General features: G+C 54.4%; 29 protein-coding genes. 27 read left to right on the top strand and 2 right to left on the bottom strand.

Features of this window, described 5'->3' with window-relative positions:
* Positions 1-26 precede the first annotated feature (26 nt).
* The 3 genes from mntR (at position 27) to LBW89_RS23125 (ending at position 3,320) form a co-directional block, all read left to right on the top strand.
* Complete coding sequence (gene mntR, locus LBW89_RS23135; protein ID WP_148451785.1) at positions 27-452, top strand: transcriptional regulator MntR; 426 nt, start codon at positions 27-29, stop codon at positions 450-452.
* A 193-nt stretch (positions 453-645) separates the two neighbouring features.
* A complete protein-coding gene (locus tag LBW89_RS23130) occupies positions 646-2,283 on the top strand; it encodes a family 10 glycosylhydrolase (protein ID WP_225040528.1) in 1,638 nt (545 codons plus the stop codon).
* A gap of 65 nt (positions 2,284-2,348) precedes the next feature.
* Positions 2,349-3,320, top strand: a complete 972-nt coding sequence (locus tag LBW89_RS23125) for a patatin-like phospholipase family protein (RefSeq protein WP_148451787.1) — start codon at positions 2,349-2,351, stop codon at positions 3,318-3,320.
* Here LBW89_RS23125 and LBW89_RS23120 read toward each other — a convergent pair.
* Together LBW89_RS23120 and LBW89_RS23115 are read right to left on the bottom strand one after the other, a co-directional pair.
* Entirely contained in the window at positions 3,317-3,637 is a 321-nt protein-coding gene (locus tag LBW89_RS23120; RefSeq protein ID WP_148451788.1) for a hypothetical protein, read from the bottom strand. The two genes, LBW89_RS23125 and LBW89_RS23120, sit on opposite strands and share 4 nt — an antisense overlap.
* Positions 3,638-3,644: 7 nt before the next feature.
* Entirely contained in the window at positions 3,645-4,646 is a 1,002-nt protein-coding gene (locus LBW89_RS23115; protein WP_148451789.1) for a DUF1385 domain-containing protein, read from the bottom strand.
* Positions 4,647-4,802: 156 nt separating this feature from the next.
* Between LBW89_RS23115 and LBW89_RS23110 the strand changes: the two genes are divergently transcribed.
* The 24 genes from LBW89_RS23110 to LBW89_RS22995 all read left to right on the top strand — a co-directional run bounded on the left by LBW89_RS23110 (position 4,803) and on the right by LBW89_RS22995 (position 22,998).
* Positions 4,803-5,297 carry a YqhR family membrane protein gene (locus LBW89_RS23110; RefSeq protein ID WP_148451790.1) on the top strand — a complete coding sequence of 165 codons (495 nt, stop codon included), beginning with the start codon at positions 4,803-4,805 and terminating at the stop codon, positions 5,295-5,297.
* 126 nt (positions 5,298-5,423) lie between these two features.
* Complete coding sequence (gene aroQ / locus LBW89_RS23105; RefSeq protein WP_225040526.1) at positions 5,424-5,867, top strand: type II 3-dehydroquinate dehydratase; 444 nt, start codon at positions 5,424-5,426, stop codon at positions 5,865-5,867.
* 64 nt (positions 5,868-5,931) lie between these two features.
* On the top strand, positions 5,932-7,005 hold the full coding sequence (locus LBW89_RS23100; protein ID WP_148451792.1) for a M24 family metallopeptidase: 1,074 nt from the start codon (positions 5,932-5,934) through the stop codon (positions 7,003-7,005).
* A 78-nt stretch (positions 7,006-7,083) separates the two neighbouring features.
* Entirely contained in the window at positions 7,084-7,641 is a 558-nt protein-coding gene (efp, locus tag LBW89_RS23095; protein ID WP_148451793.1) for an elongation factor P, read from the top strand.
* A gap of 246 nt (positions 7,642-7,887) precedes the next feature.
* Positions 7,888-9,141: an aspartate kinase gene (locus LBW89_RS23090; RefSeq protein ID WP_148451794.1), complete on the top strand. Its 1,254-nt coding sequence runs from the start codon at positions 7,888-7,890 to the stop codon at positions 9,139-9,141.
* A gap of 169 nt (positions 9,142-9,310) precedes the next feature.
* A complete protein-coding gene (locus LBW89_RS23085; RefSeq protein WP_148451795.1) occupies positions 9,311-9,577 on the top strand; it encodes a YqhV family protein in 267 nt (88 codons plus the stop codon).
* Positions 9,578-9,683: 106 nt separating this feature from the next.
* The gene (gene spoIIIAA, locus LBW89_RS23080; RefSeq protein ID WP_148451796.1) at positions 9,684-10,682 is read left to right on the top strand and encodes a stage III sporulation protein AA; all 999 of its coding nucleotides are present in this window, start codon (positions 9,684-9,686) and stop codon (positions 10,680-10,682) included.
* The gene (gene spoIIIAB / locus LBW89_RS23075; protein WP_148451797.1) at positions 10,675-11,193 is read left to right on the top strand and encodes a stage III sporulation protein SpoIIIAB; all 519 of its coding nucleotides are present in this window, start codon (positions 10,675-10,677) and stop codon (positions 11,191-11,193) included. Before spoIIIAA ends, spoIIIAB begins: the two co-directional genes overlap by 8 nt.
* Before the next feature lie 60 nt (positions 11,194-11,253).
* Positions 11,254-11,457: a stage III sporulation protein AC gene (gene spoIIIAC / locus LBW89_RS23070; protein WP_009225775.1), complete on the top strand. Its 204-nt coding sequence runs from the start codon at positions 11,254-11,256 to the stop codon at positions 11,455-11,457.
* 12 nt (positions 11,458-11,469) lie between these two features.
* Positions 11,470-11,859: a stage III sporulation protein AD gene (gene spoIIIAD / locus LBW89_RS23065; RefSeq protein WP_225040524.1), complete on the top strand. Its 390-nt coding sequence runs from the start codon at positions 11,470-11,472 to the stop codon at positions 11,857-11,859.
* A 17-nt stretch (positions 11,860-11,876) separates the two neighbouring features.
* Positions 11,877-13,076, top strand: coding sequence for a stage III sporulation protein AE (gene spoIIIAE, locus LBW89_RS23060; RefSeq protein ID WP_225040522.1), 1,200 nt, complete (start codon positions 11,877-11,879; stop codon positions 13,074-13,076).
* 28 nt (positions 13,077-13,104) lie between these two features.
* Positions 13,105-13,845 carry a stage III sporulation protein AF gene (gene spoIIIAF, locus LBW89_RS23055; RefSeq protein WP_148451800.1) on the top strand — a complete coding sequence of 247 codons (741 nt, stop codon included), beginning with the start codon at positions 13,105-13,107 and terminating at the stop codon, positions 13,843-13,845.
* A gap of 13 nt (positions 13,846-13,858) precedes the next feature.
* Complete coding sequence (gene spoIIIAG, locus LBW89_RS23050; RefSeq protein ID WP_148451801.1) at positions 13,859-14,506, top strand: stage III sporulation protein AG; 648 nt, start codon at positions 13,859-13,861, stop codon at positions 14,504-14,506.
* Positions 14,507-14,536: 30 nt separating this feature from the next.
* Positions 14,537-15,397 carry a SpoIIIAH-like family protein gene (locus tag LBW89_RS23045; protein WP_225040520.1) on the top strand — a complete coding sequence of 287 codons (861 nt, stop codon included), beginning with the start codon at positions 14,537-14,539 and terminating at the stop codon, positions 15,395-15,397.
* Between the two features lie 200 nt (positions 15,398-15,597).
* Positions 15,598-16,074, top strand: a complete 477-nt coding sequence (accB, locus tag LBW89_RS23040; protein ID WP_148451803.1) for an acetyl-CoA carboxylase biotin carboxyl carrier protein — start codon at positions 15,598-15,600, stop codon at positions 16,072-16,074.
* Positions 16,075-16,129: 55 nt separating this feature from the next.
* Positions 16,130-17,473, top strand: a complete 1,344-nt coding sequence (accC, locus tag LBW89_RS23035) for an acetyl-CoA carboxylase biotin carboxylase subunit (protein WP_148451804.1) — start codon at positions 16,130-16,132, stop codon at positions 17,471-17,473.
* A 107-nt stretch (positions 17,474-17,580) separates the two neighbouring features.
* Positions 17,581-17,988 carry an Asp23/Gls24 family envelope stress response protein gene (locus LBW89_RS23030; protein ID WP_148451805.1) on the top strand — a complete coding sequence of 136 codons (408 nt, stop codon included), beginning with the start codon at positions 17,581-17,583 and terminating at the stop codon, positions 17,986-17,988.
* 81 nt (positions 17,989-18,069) lie between these two features.
* Complete coding sequence (gene amaP, locus LBW89_RS23025) at positions 18,070-18,609, top strand: alkaline shock response membrane anchor protein AmaP (RefSeq protein ID WP_148451806.1); 540 nt, start codon at positions 18,070-18,072, stop codon at positions 18,607-18,609.
* 8 nt (positions 18,610-18,617) lie between these two features.
* Positions 18,618-18,854 (top strand): DUF2273 domain-containing protein, encoded by a 237-nt coding sequence (locus LBW89_RS23020; RefSeq protein ID WP_263639281.1) that lies wholly within the window; start codon positions 18,618-18,620, stop codon positions 18,852-18,854.
* 201 nt (positions 18,855-19,055) lie between these two features.
* Positions 19,056-19,505 (top strand): transcription antitermination factor NusB, encoded by a 450-nt coding sequence (gene nusB / locus LBW89_RS23015; protein WP_148451808.1) that lies wholly within the window; start codon positions 19,056-19,058, stop codon positions 19,503-19,505.
* 67 nt (positions 19,506-19,572) lie between these two features.
* Positions 19,573-20,430, top strand: coding sequence for a bifunctional methylenetetrahydrofolate dehydrogenase/methenyltetrahydrofolate cyclohydrolase FolD (gene folD, locus LBW89_RS23010; RefSeq protein ID WP_148451809.1), 858 nt, complete (start codon positions 19,573-19,575; stop codon positions 20,428-20,430).
* An 85-nt stretch (positions 20,431-20,515) separates the two neighbouring features.
* Positions 20,516-21,871, top strand: a complete 1,356-nt coding sequence (gene xseA, locus LBW89_RS23005; protein ID WP_412067025.1) for an exodeoxyribonuclease VII large subunit — start codon at positions 20,516-20,518, stop codon at positions 21,869-21,871.
* Positions 21,822-22,103, top strand: a complete 282-nt coding sequence (gene xseB, locus LBW89_RS23000) for an exodeoxyribonuclease VII small subunit (protein ID WP_213504674.1) — start codon at positions 21,822-21,824, stop codon at positions 22,101-22,103. The genes xseA and xseB overlap by 50 nt, the downstream gene beginning before the upstream one ends.
* A complete protein-coding gene (locus LBW89_RS22995; RefSeq protein ID WP_412067024.1) occupies positions 22,096-22,998 on the top strand; it encodes a polyprenyl synthetase family protein in 903 nt (300 codons plus the stop codon). Before xseB ends, LBW89_RS22995 begins: the two co-directional genes overlap by 8 nt.
* Positions 22,999-23,104 lie beyond the last annotated feature (106 nt).

Genomic DNA, 23,104 nt, shown 5'->3' with positions numbered 1-23,104 from the left:
AACTCATGGAAAAGAGGTAATACCAGATGCCAACGCCCAGTATGGAAGATTATTTGGAGCGTATCTACAAATTGATCGACGAGAAAGGATACGCCCGAGTTTCCGATATTGCGGAAGGGTTGGAGGTTCATCCTTCATCCGTCACCAAGATGATCCAGAAGCTGGATAAAGATGAATATTTAATTTATGAAAAGTATCGGGGCTTGGTTTTGACGAACAAGGGGAAGAAAGTAGGAAAACGGCTCGTTGACCGTCATGAGCTGCTTGAAGAATTCCTCGAAATGATCGGTGTCGATCAGGAGAATATATATAAAGATGTGGAAGGGATCGAGCATCATTTAAGTTGGGATTCCATCACCTGCATTGCCGGTCTGGTCGAATATTTTAAGCGGGAGAGCTCCAGGGCCGAGGATTTGCGCAAGGTTCAGCAGGAACTGCTGGGGGAATCTTAAGTCCGTCAAGTACGAATTAAGGATGCTTCGTCAAAAAGCGCGAACGCAGGGGGCGCCCCCTCGCTGTTCGCGCTTTTTGTTTATGACCTGCGCGGTTTCCCGAAAAGTTTACGGGTTGTCCGCAACTCCGGAGGCCTCTGGTGCGTTTACATTAGGTAGAGTTGTTTAGGGATTTCAATAGTGGAGGTTGCAGATGAAATTTTTTCGGGTTTGGTTAGTGGCTTTATTGGTTTTTGTCTTGGTCTGGCCTGTTTCCGGAACGGGACGGGTGCAGGCGGCTTCGGACCGTGACATTCAAATCGTGATGGACGGAGAAGTTCTTCCGAGTGATTCGGCTCCCTATGTGAAGCCGAAACTGAATGTGACGATGGTCCCGCTTCGGGTCATCAGCGAAGAGATGGGGGCCCGGGTCGACTGGTCTCCGTCAGTTCGTACCGCCACGATCGAGAAAGACGGCAACACGCTGGTGTTGACGATGGGCAGCAAGACCGCTGTAGTGAACGGGACAAACGTAGCGCTCGAGGTCTCCGTGGAGAGCAAGAACCTCAGGACGATGGTGCCGCTCCGCTTTGTCGGCGAGCAGCTCGGGCTTTCGGTCGATTGGGATCCGACCTCAAGAATTATTACGCTTACGTCGCCGGGCGGGGGGACCGGACAGCCGCCGGAGGCTACGCCGCCAACCGAGCCGCAGCAGCCGGACATCCCCGCACCCGCAAAGAGCGGTGAAATGCGCGGAGCCTGGATTTCAACCGTCTCGAACCTGGATTGGCCGAGCAAGGCTTCGTACGGGAAGGCCGACGAGCAAAAGGCCGAGTATACGAAGCTGCTTGACGAGCTGCAGGCGATGGGTATCAATGCGGTATTCGTTCAGGTTCGCCCTTCGGCGGATGCGCTCTACCGTTCCGAGCTTGTGCCCTGGTCGGGTTTTCTAACGGGCACGGTGGGGAAAGATCCGGGGTATGATCCGCTGCAGTTCATGATTGAGGAGACGCACCGCCGCGGCATGCAGTTCCATGCCTGGTTCAATCCGTTCCGCGCCAGCACGGGAAGCGATGCCAGCAAGCTGTCGGCCAACCACGTGGCGAAGCAGCATCCGGAATGGATCGTTAAGTTTGACGGCAAACTGTACATCAATCCGGGCATTCCGGAGGCCCGGGCGCATATCGTTGATGCGATCATGGAAGTGGTTGAACGTTACGATATCGACGGCGTTCATCTTGACGACTACTTCTACCCTTCGGGTGAGTCGGCCAAGGCCAAGTTTAACGACGATGCTACTTACAAGAGCTATAACGCCAACAATATCGGCGATAAAGGGGACTGGCGCCGGGACAATGTGAACGATCTTGTCCGGGAGCTTGACCGCCAAATTCACGCGGTCAAACCGGGTGTGTCTTTCGGGATCAGCCCTTTCGGGGTGTGGCGAAATAAGGCGACCGACCCTACGGGATCGGATACTCGCGCCGGTATTACCGCTTATGACAGCACCTATGCCGACGTCCGCACCTGGATCAGGGAAGGGTGGATCGATTATGTGGCGCCGCAAATTTATTGGAGCCTGACCCGCAAAGAAGCCCGCTACGATATTATCGCAAATTGGTGGGCTGCGGAAGTAAGAGGCACTGACGTGAAATTATACATCGGACACGCGCCTTACAAGATCGGTACCCCGGAGATCGGCTGGAATACCGCTCAGGAGATTATCGATCAACTGGATTATAACCGGACGATTCCGGAAGTAAACGGCAGTATTTTCTTCAGTGCCAAGGATTTGCGGAAAAATCCGCTCGGACTTATTCCTTTGCTTCAATCCTATTACGGCAACAAATAAGCATATGGACAACCCTCATCCTCATACATAAGCATAAGACTTGTGTAGGGGATGGGGGTTTTCTTATGCTTATGAACGGCGTTTTCGAGGGTGGAGGAGTTAAGGGCATTTCCCTGGCCGGTGCGGTTAGGGCGGCGGAAGAGCATGGGTGGCGATTTCATCGGGTTGCCGGCACGTCTTCGGGCTCCATCGTCGCTTCGATGTTGGCGGCCGGTTACGATGGGCAGGAGATGCGGGAGATTATTCTGGAAACTTCATTCACCCGGTTTTTGCGTAGAGCTCCGATCTTTAATACCGCGTTGATCGGTCCGGCTCTGCGCGTCCTTTTAAAGAAGGGGCTATATTCCGGAGAGGCGCTGGAGGAATGGATCCGCAAAATACTGTTGGACAAAGGCGTCAAAACCTTTGGCGATCTGGAGGACAATAAATTGAAAATTATCGCTTCGGATATCACCAGCGGAAAAATCATGGTGCTTCCGGACGATTTGGTGAAAATCGGATTTCGTCCCGAGTCGTTTGAGGTGGCCAAGGCCGTAAGGATGAGCTGCAGCATCCCGTACTTTTTTGACCCGGTCCTGCTCCGTCTTCCCCCCAAATTGTCGAAAGGCAAAAGGTTTCCCGACCAGTTCCTCCACATTGTGGACGGAGGGCTGCTCAGCAATTTTCCATTATGGTTATTCGACCAGGTTCCGTCCGCTCCGAAGAAGGACAAGATGATCCCGACGGTGGGATTCCAGATGGTCGGCAAAAACAGCAACCAACCCCATGTGATCCGCGGCCCGTTCTCCATGCTCCAGGCTTTGGTGGAAACGATGCTATCTGCCCACGACGAACGGTACATTGAACAAGAAAACCGCTATCGGACGGTTAAAATCCCCACGCTTGGCATCTCGACCACGCAATTTGATATCGGAAAAGAAGAGAGCCTGCTGCTCTATGAATCCGGGCTTCGGGCCGGAAATCGCTTCTTCGGGGACTGGAATGCCCAGTATTACGAAGAGCAGTTCATAAAGTATCAGCAGGCTCGTGTCAATTAATGATATTTCGGTAAATCGTCGTCGTTTTTTCCCTTTTGGCCTTCTATGACCTGAAACGGGTAAGACTTGCGCTTCCCTCCGGCCTGACGGCGTTCTCCGGCGACCTTGGCCATGGTCCGGGCCGAGGGCTTAACCTTGGGGGTAGATTTCCGGAATTGACGCGGCGGGAATTTATAGAGCAGGAATACGATGCCGACGACAATGAGCGGAATCAACAGACCGCCAAGGTCCAATCTTCCTCTTCCAAACAGTCCATCTAAAATGCTGAAGGCGGCTAAGGCGATAACGATCCAGAATAGAATGGCCTGTTTTTTCATGCTCTCATCATCCTTTCACGGGATCCAAGGAAGAACGGCCGATATCGGGTTCGATCGCCGAGGATTGCTCCAGTCGGGCATCCAGCTCGCGCATCCGGTTAAAGGAAGCGATGGAGACTTCGACCTGATCGTCGGTCGGTTCTTTAGTGGTTAACAATTGAAGCCAGAGTCCGGGATAACCGAGAAACCGGAGTACCGGGATGTCCCGGACCGCATTCGTAAACCGGAGCATTTCGAACGAAATGCCGATGACCAGCGGCAGTAACAGGATGCGAATATATACGCGCTCCCATATGGAATCCCAACTGAAAATCGGAAGGGAGTAAATGATGACGCCGACAATCACCGTCAAGATGATGAAGCTGCTGCCGCAGCGGTAGTGCAGGCGGCTGTATTTCTGCACGTTTTGCGGCGTAAGTTCTTCGCCGGCTTCATAGGCGCTGATCACCTTGTGTTCCGCCCCATGGTATTGAAAAAGGCGCTTGATGACAGGCGTTTGCGAGATGATCCACAGGTACGCCAGAAGGAAGACGATTTTGATGACTCCTTCAATCAGGGTATGCAAAGTCTGATTCTCAAATGCATGCTGAAAAATGAACTGTTCGACTACCGCAGGTACGGCCGTGAAAATCAGCTTTCCGACTATAAAAGAAAGCACGCCTACCACCGCCACCCCCAAAATCATGGACAGGGAGAAGGAGGATTCTTCCTTTTCTTTTTGCTTGGCGCGCTCCTCCTGTGAAAGTTCGTCATCGGCCATCGCCTCGGCCGAATAATTTAAATGCTTGGACCCTTTGGCGCTGGAATCGATGATGCTGACCAGACCGCGGACAAGCGGAATTTTACGCAGTTTTCTCACCCAGGCTTTATCCTGTTTGGGCACTTCCAAAAAGGTGATCTCTCCGTTTTTGCGGCGAACTGCAGTGACATTGACATGTTTTCCGCCGAACATGACGCCTTCCATAACGGCTTGGCCGCCATAGATCGTGGGTGTGGATTGCTGAGGCAACTATTTCACCTTCCTAGAATCGATTTAATAGAAATGAGGGTTTCATAAACACATTGTATCGAACTTCTAATGTAAATTCTAGTTTGATTAGTCTTTTTTGAATTGCGCATACTAATGGCAACCATACAAGGTATCTGGAAAAGGAGAAGTGTGCAAATGATCCAACATATGTTCAGACGAAAGAAGAAGACGAATATCTGGCTTTTTTCCCTACAGCTCGGCTTTTTTGCGGGACTGATCTGGGGCGCGGTCAGAGGCTTGTTTTATTATATGAAGTTTACGGGGATCGTCCCCGGATTTTTAATGGAACCGTTTTTTAAACATGCTTATCTAAAAACGCTGCCGGGGTATTATGCGGGATGGCTGTCTTTTATCCTGTTCTCTCTCGTCGCTTCCGTAATTTATGTGGTGGCGTTCCGGAAATTAAAGGGACCTTGGCCCGGACTGGTCTATGGTGTGGCCTGGTGGCTGGTTTTGTTTTTTGCATTGGGGCCGTTCACAAAAATGACCCGACCGGCCACCGAGTATTCGTTCGATACGCTGTTCAGCGAATTTTGCGTATTTTTGCTGTGGGGCATGTTCATCGGTTACACCACGGCCGAAGAGTATACGAATGAAAGGGTTCGGGAGCCGAAGAAGGTACTGCAATAGGGACAAAATGCTTCTCAATATCCGTTTGTCTATGGTAAAATAACTTTTGGTTATTTTTACAGGGGAGGTTCTGAAATTCGGACACAGCCGTTCTGATGAACCTTGAACCAGGAAGGGTGAAGCCATATGTATCGCATCCTTGTGATAAACGGCCCGAATCTGAATATGCTGGGAATCCGCGAGCCCGGAATATACGGCTCCGAAAGCCTGAAGGATATCGAGGCCAGGTTGAACGAACTGGCGGGGAATGAAGATATCGCGCTTTCTTTTTTTCAATCCAATTATGAAGGCGCATTGATCGATCAAATTCATGAGGCGTACGGTTCCTTCGACGGCATTTTAATTAATCCGGGGGCTCTCACCCATTACAGTTACGCGCTCCGAGACGCGCTGTCCGCGGTTAACCTCCCTGCGGTGGAAGTGCATTTATCCAACATCCATACCCGCGAATCCTTTCGCCATCATTCGGTGATCGCTCCGGTAGCGGTGGGACAAATTGCGGGGTTCGGTTCTTACGGATATGAGTTGGGGCTGGCGGCGCTAAAACGTCACCTGCAGAAGTTTCAATAAATGCGACCTCGTGGCACAGTGAAGCGAAGTTAACAAGGAAGTTAACAAGTAAGGAGAGTTAAATATGGGAAATACACGTGTAGAGGGCTTGCGCAAAGTTATGGAGCGGGAGCAGCTCGAGGCATTATGGATTACGAACGCTGTGAACCGCCGCTATTTGACGGGATTTACGGGCAGCTCGGGATATGTTCTCGTTACCCGGCAGAAGGCCTTCCTGCTGACGGATTTCCGCTATACGACACAGGCGGCCGAGCAGGCGCCCGGGTTTGAAATTGTGCAACATGGCCCTTCCGTTGCGGACAGTCTGAAAGAGCTTCTTTCGGGAGAAGGGATTAAAGAGCTCGGTTTTGAGGAAGCGAGCATGGTATTCTCCACTTACCGTGCGCTGGAACGGGATCTTCACCCGGTGAAGCTTGTACCTGTCGGCGGACTGGTGGAGGAGCTGCGGCTGTACAAGGATGACGGCGAACTGGAATTAATGAAACAGGCCGCCGATTTGGCCGACCGCACCTACCTGCACATGCTGGAAGTGCTTAAGCCGGGAGTAACGGAATGGGACATGGCGTTGGAACTGGAGACGTTCATGCGCAAGCACGGCGCTGCCGGAACTTCTTTTGACACCATCGTCGCGTCCGGCGAGCGCTCCGCGCTGCCGCACGGTGTGGCCAGCAGCCGTGTGATCCAACGAAACGAATTCGTTACTATGGATTTCGGCGCTTATATGAACGGTTATTGCTCGGATATAACCCGCACGGTTTTCATCGGAGAGCCTACGCCGAAACACCGGGAGATTTACGATATCGTTCTGGAGGCTCAGCTGCATACGCTTGAGTTTCTCCGGCCGGGCATGACAGGCCGCGAAGCGGACGCCCTCGCCCGCGATATCATTACCCGGTACGGCTACGGAGAGCAGTTTGGCCACAGTACGGGCCATGGTCTCGGTCTGGAGGTTCATGAGGAGCCTCGCGTCTCCAAACTAAGCGACACCGTTCTGAAACCGGGGATGGTCGTCACGGTCGAGCCGGGAATCTACATCCCTGGTTTCGGCGGGGTGCGGATTGAAGACGACGTGGTCATTACGGAGAACGGGGCCAAGCGTTTGACGGAATCGACCAAAGAATTTATGATGTTAGGGTAATTCGTCGAACGGCGGGTTTTGCACGGGGTAATTTTTAATTAACAATAAATAGTTTAACCCACTTGAGGAGGTTCTTTTGTGATTTCAGTAAACGATTTTAAGACAGGCTTGACCGTCGAAGTGGACGGAGATATTTTTACGGTGCTGGATTTCCAGCATGTTAAACCGGGGAAAGGCGCGGCTTTCGTCCGCTCCAAATTGAAAAACCTCCGCAACGGGAACACGGTGGAGAAGACGTTCCGCGCCGGTGAAACGATCGGCCGGGCGATGATCGAGAACCGCGACGTTCAATATCTGTATGCGAGCGGCCAGGATCACGTGTTTATGGACAATGAAACTTACGATCAATTCAGCTTGTCCGAGGACCAATTGAAATGGGAGCTTAATTTCCTGAAAGAAAATATGAACGTAAAAATCGTCAGCTACCAAGGCGAAATTCTTGGCATTAACCTGCCGAACAGCGTTGAGCTTCGCGTCGTGGAAACCGAGCCGGGGATCAAAGGCAACACGGCAACGGGCGCCACAAAGAACGCCAAGGTCGAAACCGGCCTTAACGTACAAGTCCCCTTGTTTATCAATGAAGACGATATTTTGCTGATCGATACCCGCGAAGGCAAATACATCTCCCGGGCCTAAGACTACAGCGCATTTGGGTTTTAACGATATCCTCCACCCATACACGGGTGGAGGAATTTTTATAAGTAAACATTTTTAAGGGAAGCGCGTCGGCAGATGTTTTTCTTTGAATGTCGGCAAAAGCATTGACTTCCTTCCGGTCTTTCGTATTATACTGGTTTAAAGCGTTAGTGATAGAAAAATGGCAATAGTACTTCCACAGGCAAACTTGTTGGATAGGATTGCGTACATTAGGGAGGGTCCGACTTGGCTTTATATGTAATGAAATTCGGAGGCAGCTCCGTGGGGGATACGGAGCGCATGCAGCGCGTAGCCCGGCGCGTCGTGGAGAAACAGGATGAAGGACACCGGGTTATGGTTGTCGTTTCCGCCATGGGCGATACGACCGACGATCTGATCGATCAGGCGAAGCTGCTGGGCAGCGAACTGCCGGCTCGCGAGATGGATATGCTGATGACGACCGGGGAGCAAATTTCCATCGCCCTGCTATCGATTGCGATACAACAGCTGGGAAGAAAAGCGATTTCCTTCACCGGTTGGCAAGCCGGGTTCCGGACGGAAGCCGTACACGGCAAGGCCCGGATCACGGGGATCCATCCCGAGCGCGTGACACAGGCTCTGGAGGAAGGATATATCGTCGTCGTAGCCGGCTTCCAAGGCATGACGGAGGACGGCGAGATTACCACGTTCGGGCGCGGGGGCTCGGATACGACGGCCGTAGCGCTGGCCGCCGCCACTTCCGCCGATGTCTGCGAAATCTATACGGACGTGGATGGCGTGTATTCGACCGATCCGCGGATCGTCAAGAACGCTCGCAAGCTGGAGGAAATTTCTTATGACGAAATGCTGGAGCTGGCGAATTTGGGAGCGGCCGTATTGCATCCGCGCGCGGTGGAATATGCGAAGCATAATCAGGTTCGCCTCGTCGTCCGGTCCAGCTTTAACCATAATGAAGGCACAGTTGTCAAGGAGGATGTCAAGATGGAGCAAGGTGTAGTAGTCAGCGGAATCGCTTATGACAAAAATGTGGCACGCATCAGTATTTTGGGCGTTTCCCATGTACCGGGCGTACTGGCGAAAGTGTTCGGTTCGCTGGCGGAAGCCAAAATCGACGTAGATATCATCGTTCAGAGCGGCGTTCAGGACGGGAAAGCGGACTTCAGCTTTACGGTCGCTCTTTCCGACCGGGAGAAAGCCCTTGGCGTCCTGGAAGGGATTCGGAGCGAGCTTCCCTACGAGGAGGTGACTTCGGAAGTCGATCTCGTAAAAGTATCGATCGTCGGGGCGGGTATGGTCAGCCATCCGGGCGTCGCCGCCAAAATGTTTGACGTCATCTCCAAAGAAGGCGTGAACATCAAAATGGTCAGCACTTCGGAAATCAAAGTCTCTTGTGTGATCGAAGCGGGCAAGCTGAACGAAGTCGTCAAGGCGCTTCACACCGCTTACGGGCTTGATACGGACAGCCAGGTTTTTGTGGGCGGGCCGAAAGACCGCCGTTAAGCTTTCAAGAAGCAGTGAGGATACTTTTAAGTCAGGGTCGCCCTATTAAAGGCGATCCTCTTTTCGATAGGTTTTGAACCGTCCAGCAATTTGGGCGGTTCTTTTTTTTCTAAAATGACCGGCTTCCGCATATCGATAAATGAGCACATTGGACAAGAAGGAGGACCTTATGCTTGATAAATTTGTTACGGGAATGGCGACGCTGCGGATTATATCCGGTACGATTGAAATTTTGGCGGCGTTGTTGATGCTGAAGCTGGGAAGGGTCGATAAAGCGCTGGCCGTTAACTCGGCGCTCGCCTTTGTGGGGCCGATGATTCTGATCGTCACCACGTCCATCGGGCTGGCCGGCATGGCGGACAAACTCTCCTGGGGAAAAATGCTTTGGATCGGCTGCGGGGTTACGTGTCTCTTAATCGGCATTTTGAAGAAATGATAGATTTCCCGTCATAAAGACGGAGTACAGGCATAAATATGAGATATACCACGAGGGAAAAGACATGCATTACCCATATTAGCAAGAAAGATTTGGGGGTACGCCTATGGATCATAGCCAGAGCTGGCTAAACGTATTTCCCGACCACCTTCGCTCCCTGTTGGCCAAGCTTCCGCCCGCCCTATTCGCGGCGCTTGAAGAGGTGCGGATCCGGGAGGGGCGTCCGCTTGAAGTGAATGCCGGCGGGCACTACTACTTTTTGACTCCCGAAGGAGGGTTGACCCGTCAGCCGGCGGAGGCCTATATCCCCGGAAAGCCGGAGGGGAACCGTCTGCTCGATCTCATCACGAACCACTCGCTTTATACGATGGAGGAGGAGCTGCGCAAAGGCTTTATTACGATCGCCGGCGGACACCGGATCGGACTGGCCGGGAGAACCGTATTGAGCGGAGGAAAGGTGGAGCATCTGCGTGATATCAGCGGCTTTAACGTGCGGATTGCCAGAGAGATTCGCGGAATCGCCGACAGCTTGCTTCCGCATCTGCTGGATTTCAAACAGCACAGCATTCTGCACACGCTGATTTTGTCTCCGCCCCAGCAGGGAAAAACGACGTTGATCCGAGATTTGGCCCGTCAAATCAGCGCGGGTACCTGGAGACACCCGGAAGCGAAATGGCCCGGATTGAAAGTCGCCGTCATTGATGAAAGATCGGAGATCGCGGGCAGCAAGCGCGGAGTGCCCAGCTTCGATATCGGGCCGCGCACGGATGTGATGGACGGGTGCCCGAAAGCGGAAGGCATCATGATGATGATCCGCTCGATGTCTCCGGATGTGCTGATCGTCGACGAGATCGGGAGGCCGGAGGATGCGGAAGCGCTGGCCGAAGCACTTCATGCCGGGGTGCGCGTCATCGCCACGGCGCATGGTTCCGGCGTGGAGGATATGCCTTCCCGCCCGGCGTTGTCCAAGCTCTCGGAAACCTCTTTCTTTCAAGTGTACGCCGTGCTGAACCGGACGGAGAAAGGCACCTCTTTCCGGCTATGGGACGGGAAGCGGAGAAGGGTACAGGAAGCCGGCTGGAAGGGCAGGGACGAGCATGCTTAAGATGCTTGGGGCGGTTCTGATCATCACGGCGGCGACGCTGGCCGGTTGGATTCAGGCCAAGCAGTACGCCAGCCGGCCGAACCAGATTCGCAAGCTGATCCTGGCGCTGAGGCGGCTGCAGACGGAAATCATGTACGGCTTTACGCCGCTCCCGGATGCGCTGGAGCGCATCGGCGGACAGAGCGGGGAGCCGATCCGTTCGATCTTTCGGAGCGCGGCGGAGTCGATGAAGCCGGGCGGCAACCGGACGGCCCAGGAAAGTCTGCATGCGGCCGTGGAATCGGGCTGGAAGCACACCGCCATGAAGGCCGCCGAGAAGGATGTGCTGCTCCAGCTGAGCTATACCCTGGGGACAAGCGACCGGAACGATCAGCTTGGTCACCTCGAGACCGCCGTACGCCAATTGGAGAGCGAGGAAGCCGTGGCGCGGGAGGATCAGGCCCGATATGAAAAAATGTTCAAGAGCCTGGGATTGCTGTGCGGAGCGTTCATCGTCATTTTATTCTATTGAATCCCTTACCCCTCCCTACTCCTGTTTCGCCTGTGAATACGATAGCGAGGTGCCAAGTCAATGAACATAGAAGTGAACGCCATATTTCAAATCGCGGGCATCGGGATCATCATCGCCATGATCCACACGGTGTTGAAGCAGATGGGCAAGGAAGACATGGCCCACTGGGTGACGCTGATCGGCTTCGTCGTCGTGCTGTTTATGGTGATCCGGCTGCTGGACAGTTTGTTTCAGGAAATCAAATCGATTTTTCTCTTCCAGTAGGTGATCCTTAACGTGGAAATCATTCAAGTTGTAGGCCTCGGACTCGTGGCGACGATATTGATCCTGGTCATTAAGGAGCAAAAACCGCTTTTCGCCTTTTTAATCGCCGCAAGTACCGGTATATATATCTTTTTGTTCCTGGTCGGCAAGATCGGCGGGATTATCGAAGTTCTGGAAGATCTGGCCGAATCGTCCGGCGTACAGATGATCTATTTAAAAACGATTTTGAAAATTATCGGGATCGCCTACATCGCCGAATTCGGAGCGCAGATTGTCAGGGACGCGGGGCAGGAAAGCATCGCTTCCAAAATCGAGCTGGCGGGAAAAGTGATGATCATGGTCCTGGCGATCCCGATCATTACGATCATTATCGAGACCGTCATGAAATTGCTGCCGGCATGAGCAAAGGTGGGACAAGAATGAGAGCGCGGCACACCGATTGGCGGCTTAAAACTCTGTTTCTGATTGTTTTCGGGCTGATGCTTCTCAAGGTTCCCCTCCCCGTCCTGGCTGCGGAAGAAGGTCCCGCCGGAGACTGGGTACAGCGGCAGGCGGAAGAGCTGCCGACGGATCAGGTGGAAACCTACTGGCAGAGCTTGATGAAGGAGTACGGCGGCTTTTTTCCGGACGGGCACATGCCCTCTTTCATGGATTTGCTGTTCTCCAAAGATCGGGATTTCTCCTTTAAATCGGCTTTGACGGGACTGCTCAAGTACATGTGGCACGAGGTGCTGTATAACGGCCATATTCTCGTTACGATCGTGCTGCTGGCGGTGTTCAGTATGATTCTGGAAACGCTGCAGACCGCTTTCGAGCGGAATCAGGTGAGCAAGGTGGCCTATTCCATCTGTTACATGGTGATACTCGTGCTCGCCATCAACAGTTTTCATGTGGCTGTCACTTATGCGACGGGGGCCATCAACGGGATGATCGACTTTATGATGGCCATGGTTCCGCTATTGTTTACGCTGCTCGCTTCCATGGGAAACGTCGTCACCGTTTCGGTTACCCATCCGCTGGTCGTGTTCATGGTTCACGCCGTCGGGACGATGGTTCACACGCTCGTCTACCCGCTTCTGTTCTTCTCGGCGGTCCTGCACATCGTCAGCTCCTTGTCGGAGAAATACAAGCTGACCCAACTGGCCAATCTGCTCCGGACCGTAGGCATGGCGATCCTTGGCGTGCTGCTTACCGTGTTTCTGGGCGTCATCTCCGTAAAAGGCGTCACCGGATCGGTCGCCGACGGGGTGACCCTGCGGACGGCCAAGTATCTGACGGGCAATTTCGTACCGGTCGTAGGCAAAGTATTCGCGGACGCTACCGATACGGTGATATCGGCCTCACTGCTCGTTAAAAATTCCATCGGTCTCGTCGGAGTGATCATCCTGCTGTTTCTCTGCGCTTTTCCGGCGATCAAGATTTTGACACTGGCGCTGATCTTCAATTTATCCGCCGCGGTGATGCAGCCGCTTGGGGACTCGCCGATTACCGCCTGTCTGGAAACGATCGGGAAATCTATGCTGTATGTGTTTGCGGCGCTGGCCGCCGTCGGAATGATGTTCTTTCTGGCGATCACAATTATGCTGATGGCCGGGAACGTTACGGTCATGATGCGATAACGAATCGCCGGGTCAAGGGGGAGTTGACATGACGTTTATAGGGGAGTGGCTGAAGGAAATTATCCTGGTCGTTCTGATCGCCGTGTTTATCGAATTGCTCCTGCCGAACCGGGCGATGGAACGCTATGTGAAATTCGTGGTCAGCCTGCTCATCTTGTTGACTCTGCTGTCTCCGCTCATGCGCCTCTTTTCCACCGATGCTTCCGAAAAAATAGAATCAGCCTTCATGGATAATTGGGGCGGTTTGGAGGAGAGGGGAGCTCAAACGGCGACAGACTCCATATTGGCGCAGGGAGAACTGCTCAGGAAGCGGCGGGAAGCGGAAGCGCTGCAGTGGGCGGGCGAGGAAGCGGCCCGGCAGATGAAGCGGCAGATTGAGCAGGAAACCGGCACTTCGGTGGAACGGGTGGTCGTTAACATCCGCGAAGGGAAGCCTTCCTCGGAAGGAAAGCCGGTTGGCGAGGCGGAAGGGCCTGTGATCCAAACCGTACAGGTGGTCATGAGAACGGGAGAAACGCCGGCCGTGGAGGCGGGACAAAAGAAACGGATTGCCGTGGAGCCGGTGGAAAAAGTCCGGGTGGACGACGTGGAGGTTTCCGCGAAGGCCGGTCCCGAGGAAGAGAGCGACGGCCGTGCAAGCGAGGTTATGGCCGATACCGAGGAGGTTAACCCCGACGTAACCAAGCGGATTGAAGCGCTGCTGCTTCGGGAGTGGGGGGTTCCACGCGAATCGGTCACGGTTCGGAAAGGCGAGCAAGTATCTAGTTAGGGAGGTGAGTCGGATGCCGGGATGGTTGAAAAAACTGGAGCAGTGGATCGGCCAAGGGGGTGGAGAAAAAAAGAAAATCCAGACCTTCCGGTTGCTGTTGATCGTCGGTTTGGTGGGGGTGGCGATCATGCTGTTCAATTCTTTTGTCAACGTCAAGCGGGTGGAGCCCGGCGGAGAGGGGAGGGAGCCTCCGGTCATGCAGGGGGTGACGACCTCGGACGATGGCTTGATCTCCGGGGAGAATGACGGCCCCTTTGCCCGGATCGAGCAATCGCTGGAGAACAAAACGAAGGAAATCCTGGAAAAAATCGTGGGTGTAGGTGCGGTGGACGTCCTGGTAACGATCGATTCCACGGAGGAAACCATTGTACAGCGCAACATGAAGGATACGCAGGAACTGACCGAAGAGACCGATGCCGACGGGGGGAAACGGAGTATCACCCAGTATTCGCGCGACGGGCAAATTGTGACTTATGAAGCGTCGGGGAAGGAACAGCCGATCATTACGAAAAAAATCAAGCCGAAGGTCCGCGGCGTGCTGATCGTCGCCAGAGGGGCCGAAAACAAAACCGTCAAGGGTTTGATTGTCGATGCGGTGGAAAAGGGACTGAATGTTCCGGCTTACCGGATTTCGGTGGTGCCGCGGAAGCAATCGCAATAAAAACAATTTAGATTTAGGAGGAATTTAGCAATGAAATCCAAAAGACAAACGGTGTGGCTTGTATCGATGCTCAGTTTGATGGTTGTGTTATCCGCTTATTACTTGTTCACCGAAGATAGCTCAACGCGAAACCAATCCGCTACGGGCGAACAGGTCTCATCCATCAATAACGAAAAGACGCCGGGAACCGCGGCGAACGATGAGATGCTGCAAAACGACGATGTGGTGCTCTCGGAGATCATGGGGGAGGATGGCAAAACAGAGGTGGTAACGGAAGAGAAAGCTGACGGGACGGCCTCTCAGAACAGCGGCGAAGCCGCCGATGCCGGCGGAACCGCGGGCAGTAAGGAAGCGGCCGATGAGGCCAAGGCGGACACCGGGGCGCCGGATGCCTCAGGAGCTGCCGAGGACGCCTCCGGGACAAAAGAAGGAGCATCGGCGTCGAAAGACAACGCCGGTAACAAAGGGGATTCCGCAGGGTCCGCAGCCGCGGGCAAAGACGAGGACGTGTTGAAGCAGTTGGAAAGCCAAGGGAAATCGGCGGCGGATTCGCTGACGGCGTATCAGTTCCAGCGTTCGGAGCAGAATGCCAAGAAACAGGATGAGCTGATGCAAGCCATCAACGACGGAAACAAGTCGCTGGATGAGGCGGCTATGGCGCAACAGGAGCTCAGCGCTTTGGAGGAACGGCAAGAAAAAATTTACGACATCGAAGAAAAATTGCAGCAAACGTACGCGAATGCTGTCGTTACCGAAAGCGAGGACAAATACAAGGTGCTGGTTGTCAGCGAAAAGCTCGAAGCCAAGGAAGCGGTCAATATTATGGATCTCGTCATAAAAGAGCTGGGTGTATCGCAAGATAAAGTAAGCGTCCAATACGTGACCCAATAATGAGGCGGTTTCGCCCCGAGTCGATTGTTGACGAAAGCGGGGAGATCCCCGCAGCTTATGGAAGAGTCCGAGGGAACCTTGGGCTCTTTCCATTTTAGTCGATTATGATATAATACATAAAGTTAAGACGAGGTCACAAAATTTTAATATTTGAGCTGGTCCGGGCTTTGTTTGAAAAAGCTAAAGGAGTGAACCAAAATATGTTCAATTTAAATGAAATTAAAGAGTTAATTGAATTGGTGGACAAGACTTCCGTACAGGAACTGGAGATTGAAAACGACGGGGCTCGCCTGAGCATCCGGAAACCGGGAAAGACCGAGTTTGTGCAAATGCAGCCGACCGTTATCGCCGGCGCTGCCCCGGCTCCCGTCGCGTCGATTCCGGCTCCCGCCGCAGCCGACACCTCCGCGCAGCATCCGGCGGAAACCGCGGCCAACCTACATACGATCGTTTCCCCGATGGTGGGTACGTTTTACCGTGCCGCATCGCCCGAAGCGAATCCGTTTGTAAATATCGGCGACAAGGTCGGAGAGAAAACGACGGTGTGCATCATTGAAGCCATGAAGCTGATGAACGAGCTGGAGGCCGAGATTAAAGGCGAGATCATCGATATTCTCGTGGAAAACGGACAGCTCGTGGAATATGGGCAGCCTCTCTTTTTGGTGAAGCCGGAGTAATCGATCGGCCGTGCCTTTTCAGGTAAGGTTAAGCTTTCCAAGGAGGATGGAACTAGTGAAATTTCATAAAATACTGATAGCGAACCGCGGAGAAATAGCGGTTCGAATTATTCGGGCCTGCCGCGAGATGGGGATCTCCACGGTCGCCGTATATTCCGAAGCGGACAAGGATTCCCTGCATGTCCGGCTGGCTGACGAGGCCTACTGCATCGGTCCGACCCTGGCGAAGGACAGCTATTTGAACTTCACCAATCTGATGAGCATTGCGACGTTGACGGAATGCGACGCGGTCCATCCGGGCTACGGCTTCCTGGCCGAAAACGCCGATTTCGCTGAAATCTGCGGCTCGTGCAATATTACCTTCATCGGTCCTTCGCCGGAAGCCATCACCAAGATGGGCGACAAGGCCGTGGCCAAACAGACGATGAAGGAAGCGAACGTTCCGGTCATTCCGGGGTCCGACGGCCTGATCGAGGACTTGGAGCAAGCCGTTATGGTGGCCCGCGACATCGGTTACCCGGTCATCATCAAGGCGACGGCCGGAGGCGGGGGCAAAGGCATCCGCATCGCCGAGGACGAGGAATCGCTTGTCAAGCAGATTACGACCGCCCAGCAGGAAGCGCAAAAAGCGTTCGGCAACGCCGGCGTTTATTTGGAAAAGTACTTGACCGGCATGAAGCACGTCGAGATTCAGATTATCGCCGACAAGCACGGTAACGCCGTTTATCTCGGCGAGCGCGACTGCTCCGTACAGCGCCGGCGTCAGAAGCTGGTCGAGGAAGCGCCTTGCCCGGTAATCTCGCCGGAGAAACGGCAAGAGATGGGGGAAGCTGCGGTACGGGCCGCGCTGGCGGTGAATTACTCCGGAGCGGGTACATTGGAGTTTTTGCTCGGACCGGACGGACAATTCTATTTTATGGAGATGAACACGCGGATTCAGGTAGAGCACCCGGTCACCGAAATGGTTACCGGCATCGACCTCATTCGGGAAATGATCTCCGTGGCGGAAGGCAGTCCGCTGTCTTTTTCCCAGGAAGACGTCGTCATCAACGGCTGGTCGATCGAATGCCGGATCAACGCGGAGGATCCTGCCCGCAACTTCATGCCTTCTCCGGGGAAAATCGGGTTCTACCTGGCGCCGGGAGGGCCGGGGGTTCGCGTGGACAGCGCCGCATATCCCGGTTACATGATAAGTCCTCATTATGATTCCATGATCGCCAAGCTCATCGTCTGGGGAGCCACCCGCGAGGAGGCCGTGGCCAAAATGAAGCGGGCTTTGGCCGAATTTGCGATCGAGGGGATTCATACGACCATTCCGTTCCATCAGAAACTGTTGGAGCATCCGGTTTTCCTGAAAGGGGATTTTGACATCAAATTCTTGGAAGAATATGAGATTTAATTCCGGGAAGCGGTTTGTCATAATGAACCCGAAATGATATAGTATGTATAATAAGTGCGCGGTCTTAGACAAGAGGGCGTCATACTTATTGAGAGGTGGATGATAGAATGAGTTCTTTGCCTACGGAATTCGAACGGACCGACATCGGTGAGATTCAAATCGCTCCCGAAGTCATTGAGGTTATCGCAGGTCTAGCGACCGTGGAAGTGAAGGGCGTTGCCGGGATGAGCGGCGGCTTCGCCGGCGGCATTGCCGAACTGCTCGGACGGAAGAACCTGTCCAAAGGCGTCAAGGTGGAGGTGGGCCAACGCGAAGCGGCGGTCGATGTCTCCGTGATCGTGGAATACGGCAATCGTCTGCCCGAGGTGGCGACGGAAATTCAGCGCAACGTCAAGAAATCGATTGAGACCATGACCGGCTTGACCGTGGTGGAAGTCAACGTACATATCCACGACGTTATTTTCAAAACAGCAGAACGGACCGAAGAAACCGATTTAAGCCACAGGGTGAAATAAGCCTGGCCCTAAACCCCCGACCATCGCGTCAGGGGTTTGCTATAGTTATAGACCATTCGCTTTATAAGGAGGCTTATTGTCGTGGCCAAAATTTTGGACAGACTCTTGCTGTTTATTTACAGCTTGAGTATCGGAGCTTTATCCGTAATCGCCATCCTCCTGTTGACGGAAGCCATACCTCTGAAGTTGGACGGGAGTGTGGAAAGGCCGGTTTGGATTGCCGGAATTGTGATCGCTGCGGTTTTGTTTTTGCTCAGCCTTCGTTTTTTCTACATTTCCATTCGGCGGGACCGCAGTTCCCTTTCGTCGATCGATCAGCGGACGGAGTACGGAGATATTCAAATTTCCACCGAAACGATCGAAAATCTGGCGTACAAGGCAGCATCGCGCGTTCGCGGGATTCGTGAAGTCAAAACCCGTATCCGCATTACGGAATCGGGATTGGATATCGTCGTGCGGGCGATGGTCGACGGGGATACCCCGATACCGACATTAACGGAAGAAGTGCAGAAGCAGGTTCATGACCATGTCGAGGAGATTACGGGCATTCCGGTGTCTTATGTATCCGTTTATATTGCTAACCTTGTGCAGTCGCCTGTCATCAAAAGCCGGGTTGAATAGGGGGTAGCATGGTGTTCTGGAAGCAATTATGGGAGAGTCACAAAGGGCGATTGCTCGGGCTTGCGGCCGCCGTTTTTCTATGCCCGATCTACCTGTTCTTCGGATTTTGGAATATGCTGTTCTGCGCGCTCTTGCTCTTCATCGGGTATACCTTCGGTAAATACAAGGATTTGGACCAGGGGCCCCTCCTTCCATGGGGGGAACTGAAGAATTGGCTGGCGTCCAGGTGGCGTCCGTTTAAATGATTCCTGTGATATGCTTCCTCCGGAAAAAGAGCATCTTTTTATTTTGCCCGTTTGCGGAGGAAGCATGCTGCAGGTTTTTTTTTGGCCTAGATCAAGGGCTGTGAATACGTTATTGGAATTTATTAAGCGATATTCGTCATGAACGGCGCGTTTTTGGCTCATGATGAAAGTAGCGGGAGATCAAGTTCAAGGAGGCAACCTATGAAACGCAGATTGGCGAGGGAAATTGCGGTACAGTGTTTATATCATATGGAAATGAATGAAGTTCAGGCGGAGGAAGCGGTGACCATGCTGCTCACCGAAGCGGCGGGCGAGAACGAAGGCGAAGTCAAGGTGAAGGACTTGGAGGGCGCCAAGACGTTTGTTCTGGAGCTTGTGGCGGGGACGTGGGACCGCAAGGCAGCGATTGACGGTCTGCTGACCGAGTATTTGAAGGGATGGCAGATCAGCCGGCTGTCGAAGGTGGACCGGCAGATTTTGCGTCTGGCCGCCTATGAAATGATTTTTCGGGAGGATGTTCCCGGCAAGGTGGCCGTCAATGAAGCGATCGAATTGGCGAAGCATTTCGGTACGGCGGAGTCGGGCAAATTCGTGAACGGCGTACTCGGCAAAATGATCCAGGATGTGGATCAATTAAAAGCGAAGCTGTAGCGTCAAATCCGGTGGTCATCGGGATTGAGGGGTAATTATAGAAAATCACAGATAAGGAGAGGATCACATGACAGCACCAATCATTAACGGCAAGCAAGTATCGGAGGAAATTCGGGGAAGCCTGCGCGGCGAAGTCGAGCGTTTGGCGAAGCAGGGCTTTAAACCGGGCCTTGCCGTCGTCCTGGTCGGCGAAGATCCGGCTTCCCAGGTGTATGTCCGCAACAAAGAGAAAGCCTGTCAGGACTTGGGCTATTACTCGGAAGTGCACCGCCTCCCGGCTTCGACTTCCCAAGAGGATCTGCTTGCGCTGGTGGACAAGCTGAACCGCCAGGAGAATATTCATGGGATCCTTGTGCAACTGCCGCTGCCGGGACATATCGACGAGAAGTCCGTCATCGACGCCATCGCGGTCGAGAAGGACGTGGACGGCTTCCATCCCGTGAATGTCGGCAATCTCGTCATCGGCGACGACAGTCTGCTGCCTTGCACACCTGCCGGGGTGATCGAGCTGATTAAACGGACCGGGATCGAAATGGCCGGCAAGCATGCGGTCGTTATCGGCCGCAGCAATATCGTCGGCAAACCGGTATCCCTGCTGCTGCAGCGCGAACATGCGACGGTTACGATGTGTCATTCCAAAACCGCCAATATGAAGGAAATTACGAAACAGGCGGACATCCTGGTCGTCGCGATCGGCCGGGCGAATTTCGTCGACGCTTCTTACGTGAAGCCGGGGGCCGTCGTGATCGACGTGGGCATGAACCGGCTGGACAACGGCAAATTGGCCGGGGACGTGGATTTCGAATCGGTGAAGGAAGTGTCCGGCCCGATCACGCCCGTACCTGGCGGCGTAGGTCCGATGACGATCACGATGCTGATGCAGAACACGCTGCTCGCGGCAAAAAGGTTAAACGGCCTCGCTTGATGATTCGGGTCCGCGTTTGGGGAGAGGAGGGACCCTTTTGGAGCAGCGCGTCTTATCCATCAAGGAACTAAACCGTTATATCCGAATGAAGCTGGAGTCCGACGCCTTGCTGTCCGAGGTGTGGATTCGGGGAGAGATCTCCAATTTCACGCATCATTCCAGCGGGCATATGTACTTTACGCTGAAGGATGCGGACAGCCGGATCAAAAGCATCATGTTCGCTTCGCATAACCAACGGCTTGCGTTTATTCCGAAAGAAGGTACGCGCGTCATCGCGCGCGGAAACGTCTCGGTCTATGAACGGGACGGACAATATCAATTCTACGCGACACATATGCAGCCGGACGGGATCGGCAGCTTGTACCTCGCTTATGAACAGCTGAAAGGCAAGCTTCAGGCGGAGGGGCTGTTCGCGTCCGAACGGAAGAGGAGCCTGCCCCGATTTCCGAAGGTCATCGGGGTCGTCACTTCCCCGACGGGCGCGGCGATCCGCGACATCCTGATCACGTTGCAGCGCAGGTATCCGCAAGCCGCCGTCGTGCTGCACCCGGTGCTGGTTCAGGGCAAAGGGGCGGCGCCGTCGATCGTGAAGGCGATTCGCACCCTGAACGCGATGGGGGAGGCCGACGTGCTCATCGTCGGCCGGGGCGGCGGCTCGCTCGAAGAGCTGTGGGCGTTTAACGAAGAGCCGGTCGCCCGGGCGATCTACGAATCGGAGATCCCTGTCATTTCGGCCGTCGGCCATGAAACGGACTTCACGATCGCCGATTTCGTTGCCGACCTGCGCGCCGCCACGCCCACCGCCGCCGCGGAGCTCGCCGTGCCGCACGCGGCCGAGCTGAGGGCCCAGCTGCGTCAGCGCGAACAGGCGCTGCAGCAGAGCCTGCAGCACCGCCTGGCGCAGGCTCGCGAGCGTCTGCGCCGGCTCCAGGCGTCGCCGGCGCTGCGGCAGCCGCAGCGGTCGCTGCTCCAGCACGCGGAGCGGCTGGACATGCTGAAGGCGCGGCTGCGGCAGGGGATGGCGTCCCGCGCGGAGCTGACTGCCGCCAGGCACGACCGCTTGCATCAGCGCCTGCTGCGGTACCATCCGCAGGAGAGCCTGCTCTTTGCCAAGCGGCGCCGGAGCGAAGGGGAGCGGCAGCTGCGCCAGGCGATGACCGCCATCCTGAAGGATAAAGCCCGTCAACTGTCGTACGGCATCCGTCAGCTTGATGCCTTGAGCCCTTTGAAGGTGATGGGGAGGGGCTACAGTCTTGTCTATAATGAGCCAGGAACCAAATTGATCAAATCGCTGAACGATGTCGAGCCCGGGGATATGGTCAGGGTAAAGGTGACCGACGGGGAGCTGGATTGCCAGGTATGGGGAATGCGGAAAGGAGACGAGAACGAACATGGCGAAGGAAACACAGGAACGGGAACAGGAGCAGGAGCAGGAGCTTAATTTTGAGGAAGCGATGAACCGGTTGGAGGACATCGTCTCCCAGTTGGAGCGGGGAGACGTCCCGCTGGAGCAGGCGATCGAATTGTTCCAGAACGGGATGCGGCTTTCCCAGCTTTGCGGTCAGAAGCTGTCGCAGGTGGAACGAAAAATCGAAATGATCGTGGACCAAGAGGGCGAAATCGGGAAAAAACCGTTCCAACCACAGATAGAGGAGAGCGATGCACTTGGCTAAGCCTTCGATAAACCAATACATCGGTGAGATTTCCGAACTTGTCGGCGGAAGGCTGGAATCCTTCCTGCCGGAAGGCTGGGAAGTGCCGGAAAGCCTGGCGAAATCGATGAAGTATTCGCTGATGGCGGGCGGCAAACGGCTGCGCCCCCTTCTGGTCATTGCCGCGGCGGAGTCGCTGGGGGCGAGCCGGGAGGCCGCGCTGCCCGTCGCCTGCGCCGTGGAAATGGTACATACGTATTCGCTGATCCATGATGATCTGCCGGCGATGGATGACGACGATTTCCGGCGCGGGAAGCCGACCAATCACAAGGTGTTCGGGGAAGCGACGGCGATTTTGGCGGGCGACGGCTTACTGACGCACGCTTTTTACAGTGCGGTTCAAGCGGCGCGGCAGCCGGGCGTAAAGGCGGAAGAGGTGCTGGCGATCGTGGAGGAGCTGGCGGTGTATGCCGGACCTTCGGGCATGGTGGGCGGTCAGGTCGCGGATATGGAAGGGGAGCAGGGGCTTACCGACCTGCAGCGGCTCCGGTTCATTCATGAGCACAAAACCGCCGATTTGATCGTCTTTTCTTTGAAAGCCGGCGGCCGGATCGCTGCGGCGACTTCAGCGCAGCTGTCGGCGCTGGAAACCTATGGGCGGGCCTTGGGGCTTGCTTTCCAGATTCAGGACGATATTTTGGATCTGGTCGGGGACGAGGCGAAACTGGGCAAAAAAACGCAGAGCGACGTGAAGCAGGGAAAGGTAACCTATCCCTACTTTCTGGGGATGGAGGCCTCCCGCGCCGAGGTCGACCGGCTTACCCGCTCGGCCAAAGAAGCGGTTACCGGCGGAAGCATTCCGAATCCGGAACGATTGCTGGACATCGCCGATTATTTGTTGAGCAGGGACCATTGACCCCCGGTATGTTTCTTCCTTAGGGATGGATGTGATATAATAAAGGCTATTATCCCCGAGTTTCGGGGATCAGGTTCATCTTGGAATGACAACGATGCTACATTCT

The sequence above is a fragment of the Paenibacillus sp. alder61 genome, from assembly GCF_020179875.1.
GTDB lineage: Bacteria > Bacillota > Bacilli > Paenibacillales > Paenibacillaceae > Fontibacillus > Fontibacillus faecis.
This window is presented reverse-complemented; position numbering and strand designations above follow the sequence as displayed.

Coding starts and splice junctions, on each gene's coding strand:
- mntR (WP_148451785.1), top strand. CDS start 27: ATGCCAACGCCCAGTATGGAAGATTATTTGGAGCGTATCTACAAATTG.
- LBW89_RS23130 (WP_225040528.1), top strand. CDS start 646: ATGAAATTTTTTCGGGTTTGGTTAGTGGCTTTATTGGTTTTTGTCTTG.
- LBW89_RS23125 (WP_148451787.1), top strand. CDS start 2,349: ATGCTTATGAACGGCGTTTTCGAGGGTGGAGGAGTTAAGGGCATTTCC.
- LBW89_RS23120 (WP_148451788.1), bottom strand. CDS start 3,637: ATGAAAAAACAGGCCATTCTATTCTGGATCGTTATCGCCTTAGCCGCC.
- LBW89_RS23110 (WP_148451790.1), top strand. CDS start 4,803: ATGATCCAACATATGTTCAGACGAAAGAAGAAGACGAATATCTGGCTT.
- aroQ (WP_225040526.1), top strand. CDS start 5,424: ATGTATCGCATCCTTGTGATAAACGGCCCGAATCTGAATATGCTGGGA.
- LBW89_RS23100 (WP_148451792.1), top strand. CDS start 5,932: ATGGGAAATACACGTGTAGAGGGCTTGCGCAAAGTTATGGAGCGGGAG.
- LBW89_RS23085 (WP_148451795.1), top strand. CDS start 9,311: ATGCTTGATAAATTTGTTACGGGAATGGCGACGCTGCGGATTATATCC.
- spoIIIAA (WP_148451796.1), top strand. CDS start 9,684: ATGGATCATAGCCAGAGCTGGCTAAACGTATTTCCCGACCACCTTCGC.
- spoIIIAB (WP_148451797.1), top strand. CDS start 10,675: ATGCTTAAGATGCTTGGGGCGGTTCTGATCATCACGGCGGCGACGCTG.
- spoIIIAC (WP_009225775.1), top strand. CDS start 11,254: ATGAACATAGAAGTGAACGCCATATTTCAAATCGCGGGCATCGGGATC.
- spoIIIAE (WP_225040522.1), top strand. CDS start 11,877: ATGAGAGCGCGGCACACCGATTGGCGGCTTAAAACTCTGTTTCTGATT.
- spoIIIAF (WP_148451800.1), top strand. CDS start 13,105: ATGACGTTTATAGGGGAGTGGCTGAAGGAAATTATCCTGGTCGTTCTG.
- spoIIIAG (WP_148451801.1), top strand. CDS start 13,859: ATGCCGGGATGGTTGAAAAAACTGGAGCAGTGGATCGGCCAAGGGGGT.
- LBW89_RS23045 (WP_225040520.1), top strand. CDS start 14,537: ATGAAATCCAAAAGACAAACGGTGTGGCTTGTATCGATGCTCAGTTTG.
- accB (WP_148451803.1), top strand. CDS start 15,598: ATGTTCAATTTAAATGAAATTAAAGAGTTAATTGAATTGGTGGACAAG.
- LBW89_RS23030 (WP_148451805.1), top strand. CDS start 17,581: ATGAGTTCTTTGCCTACGGAATTCGAACGGACCGACATCGGTGAGATT.
- LBW89_RS23020 (WP_263639281.1), top strand. CDS start 18,618: ATGGTGTTCTGGAAGCAATTATGGGAGAGTCACAAAGGGCGATTGCTC.
- nusB (WP_148451808.1), top strand. CDS start 19,056: ATGAAACGCAGATTGGCGAGGGAAATTGCGGTACAGTGTTTATATCAT.
- folD (WP_148451809.1), top strand. CDS start 19,573: ATGACAGCACCAATCATTAACGGCAAGCAAGTATCGGAGGAAATTCGG.
- xseA (WP_412067025.1), top strand. CDS start 20,516: ATGAAGCTGGAGTCCGACGCCTTGCTGTCCGAGGTGTGGATTCGGGGA.
- xseB (WP_213504674.1), top strand. CDS start 21,822: ATGGCGAAGGAAACACAGGAACGGGAACAGGAGCAGGAGCAGGAGCTT.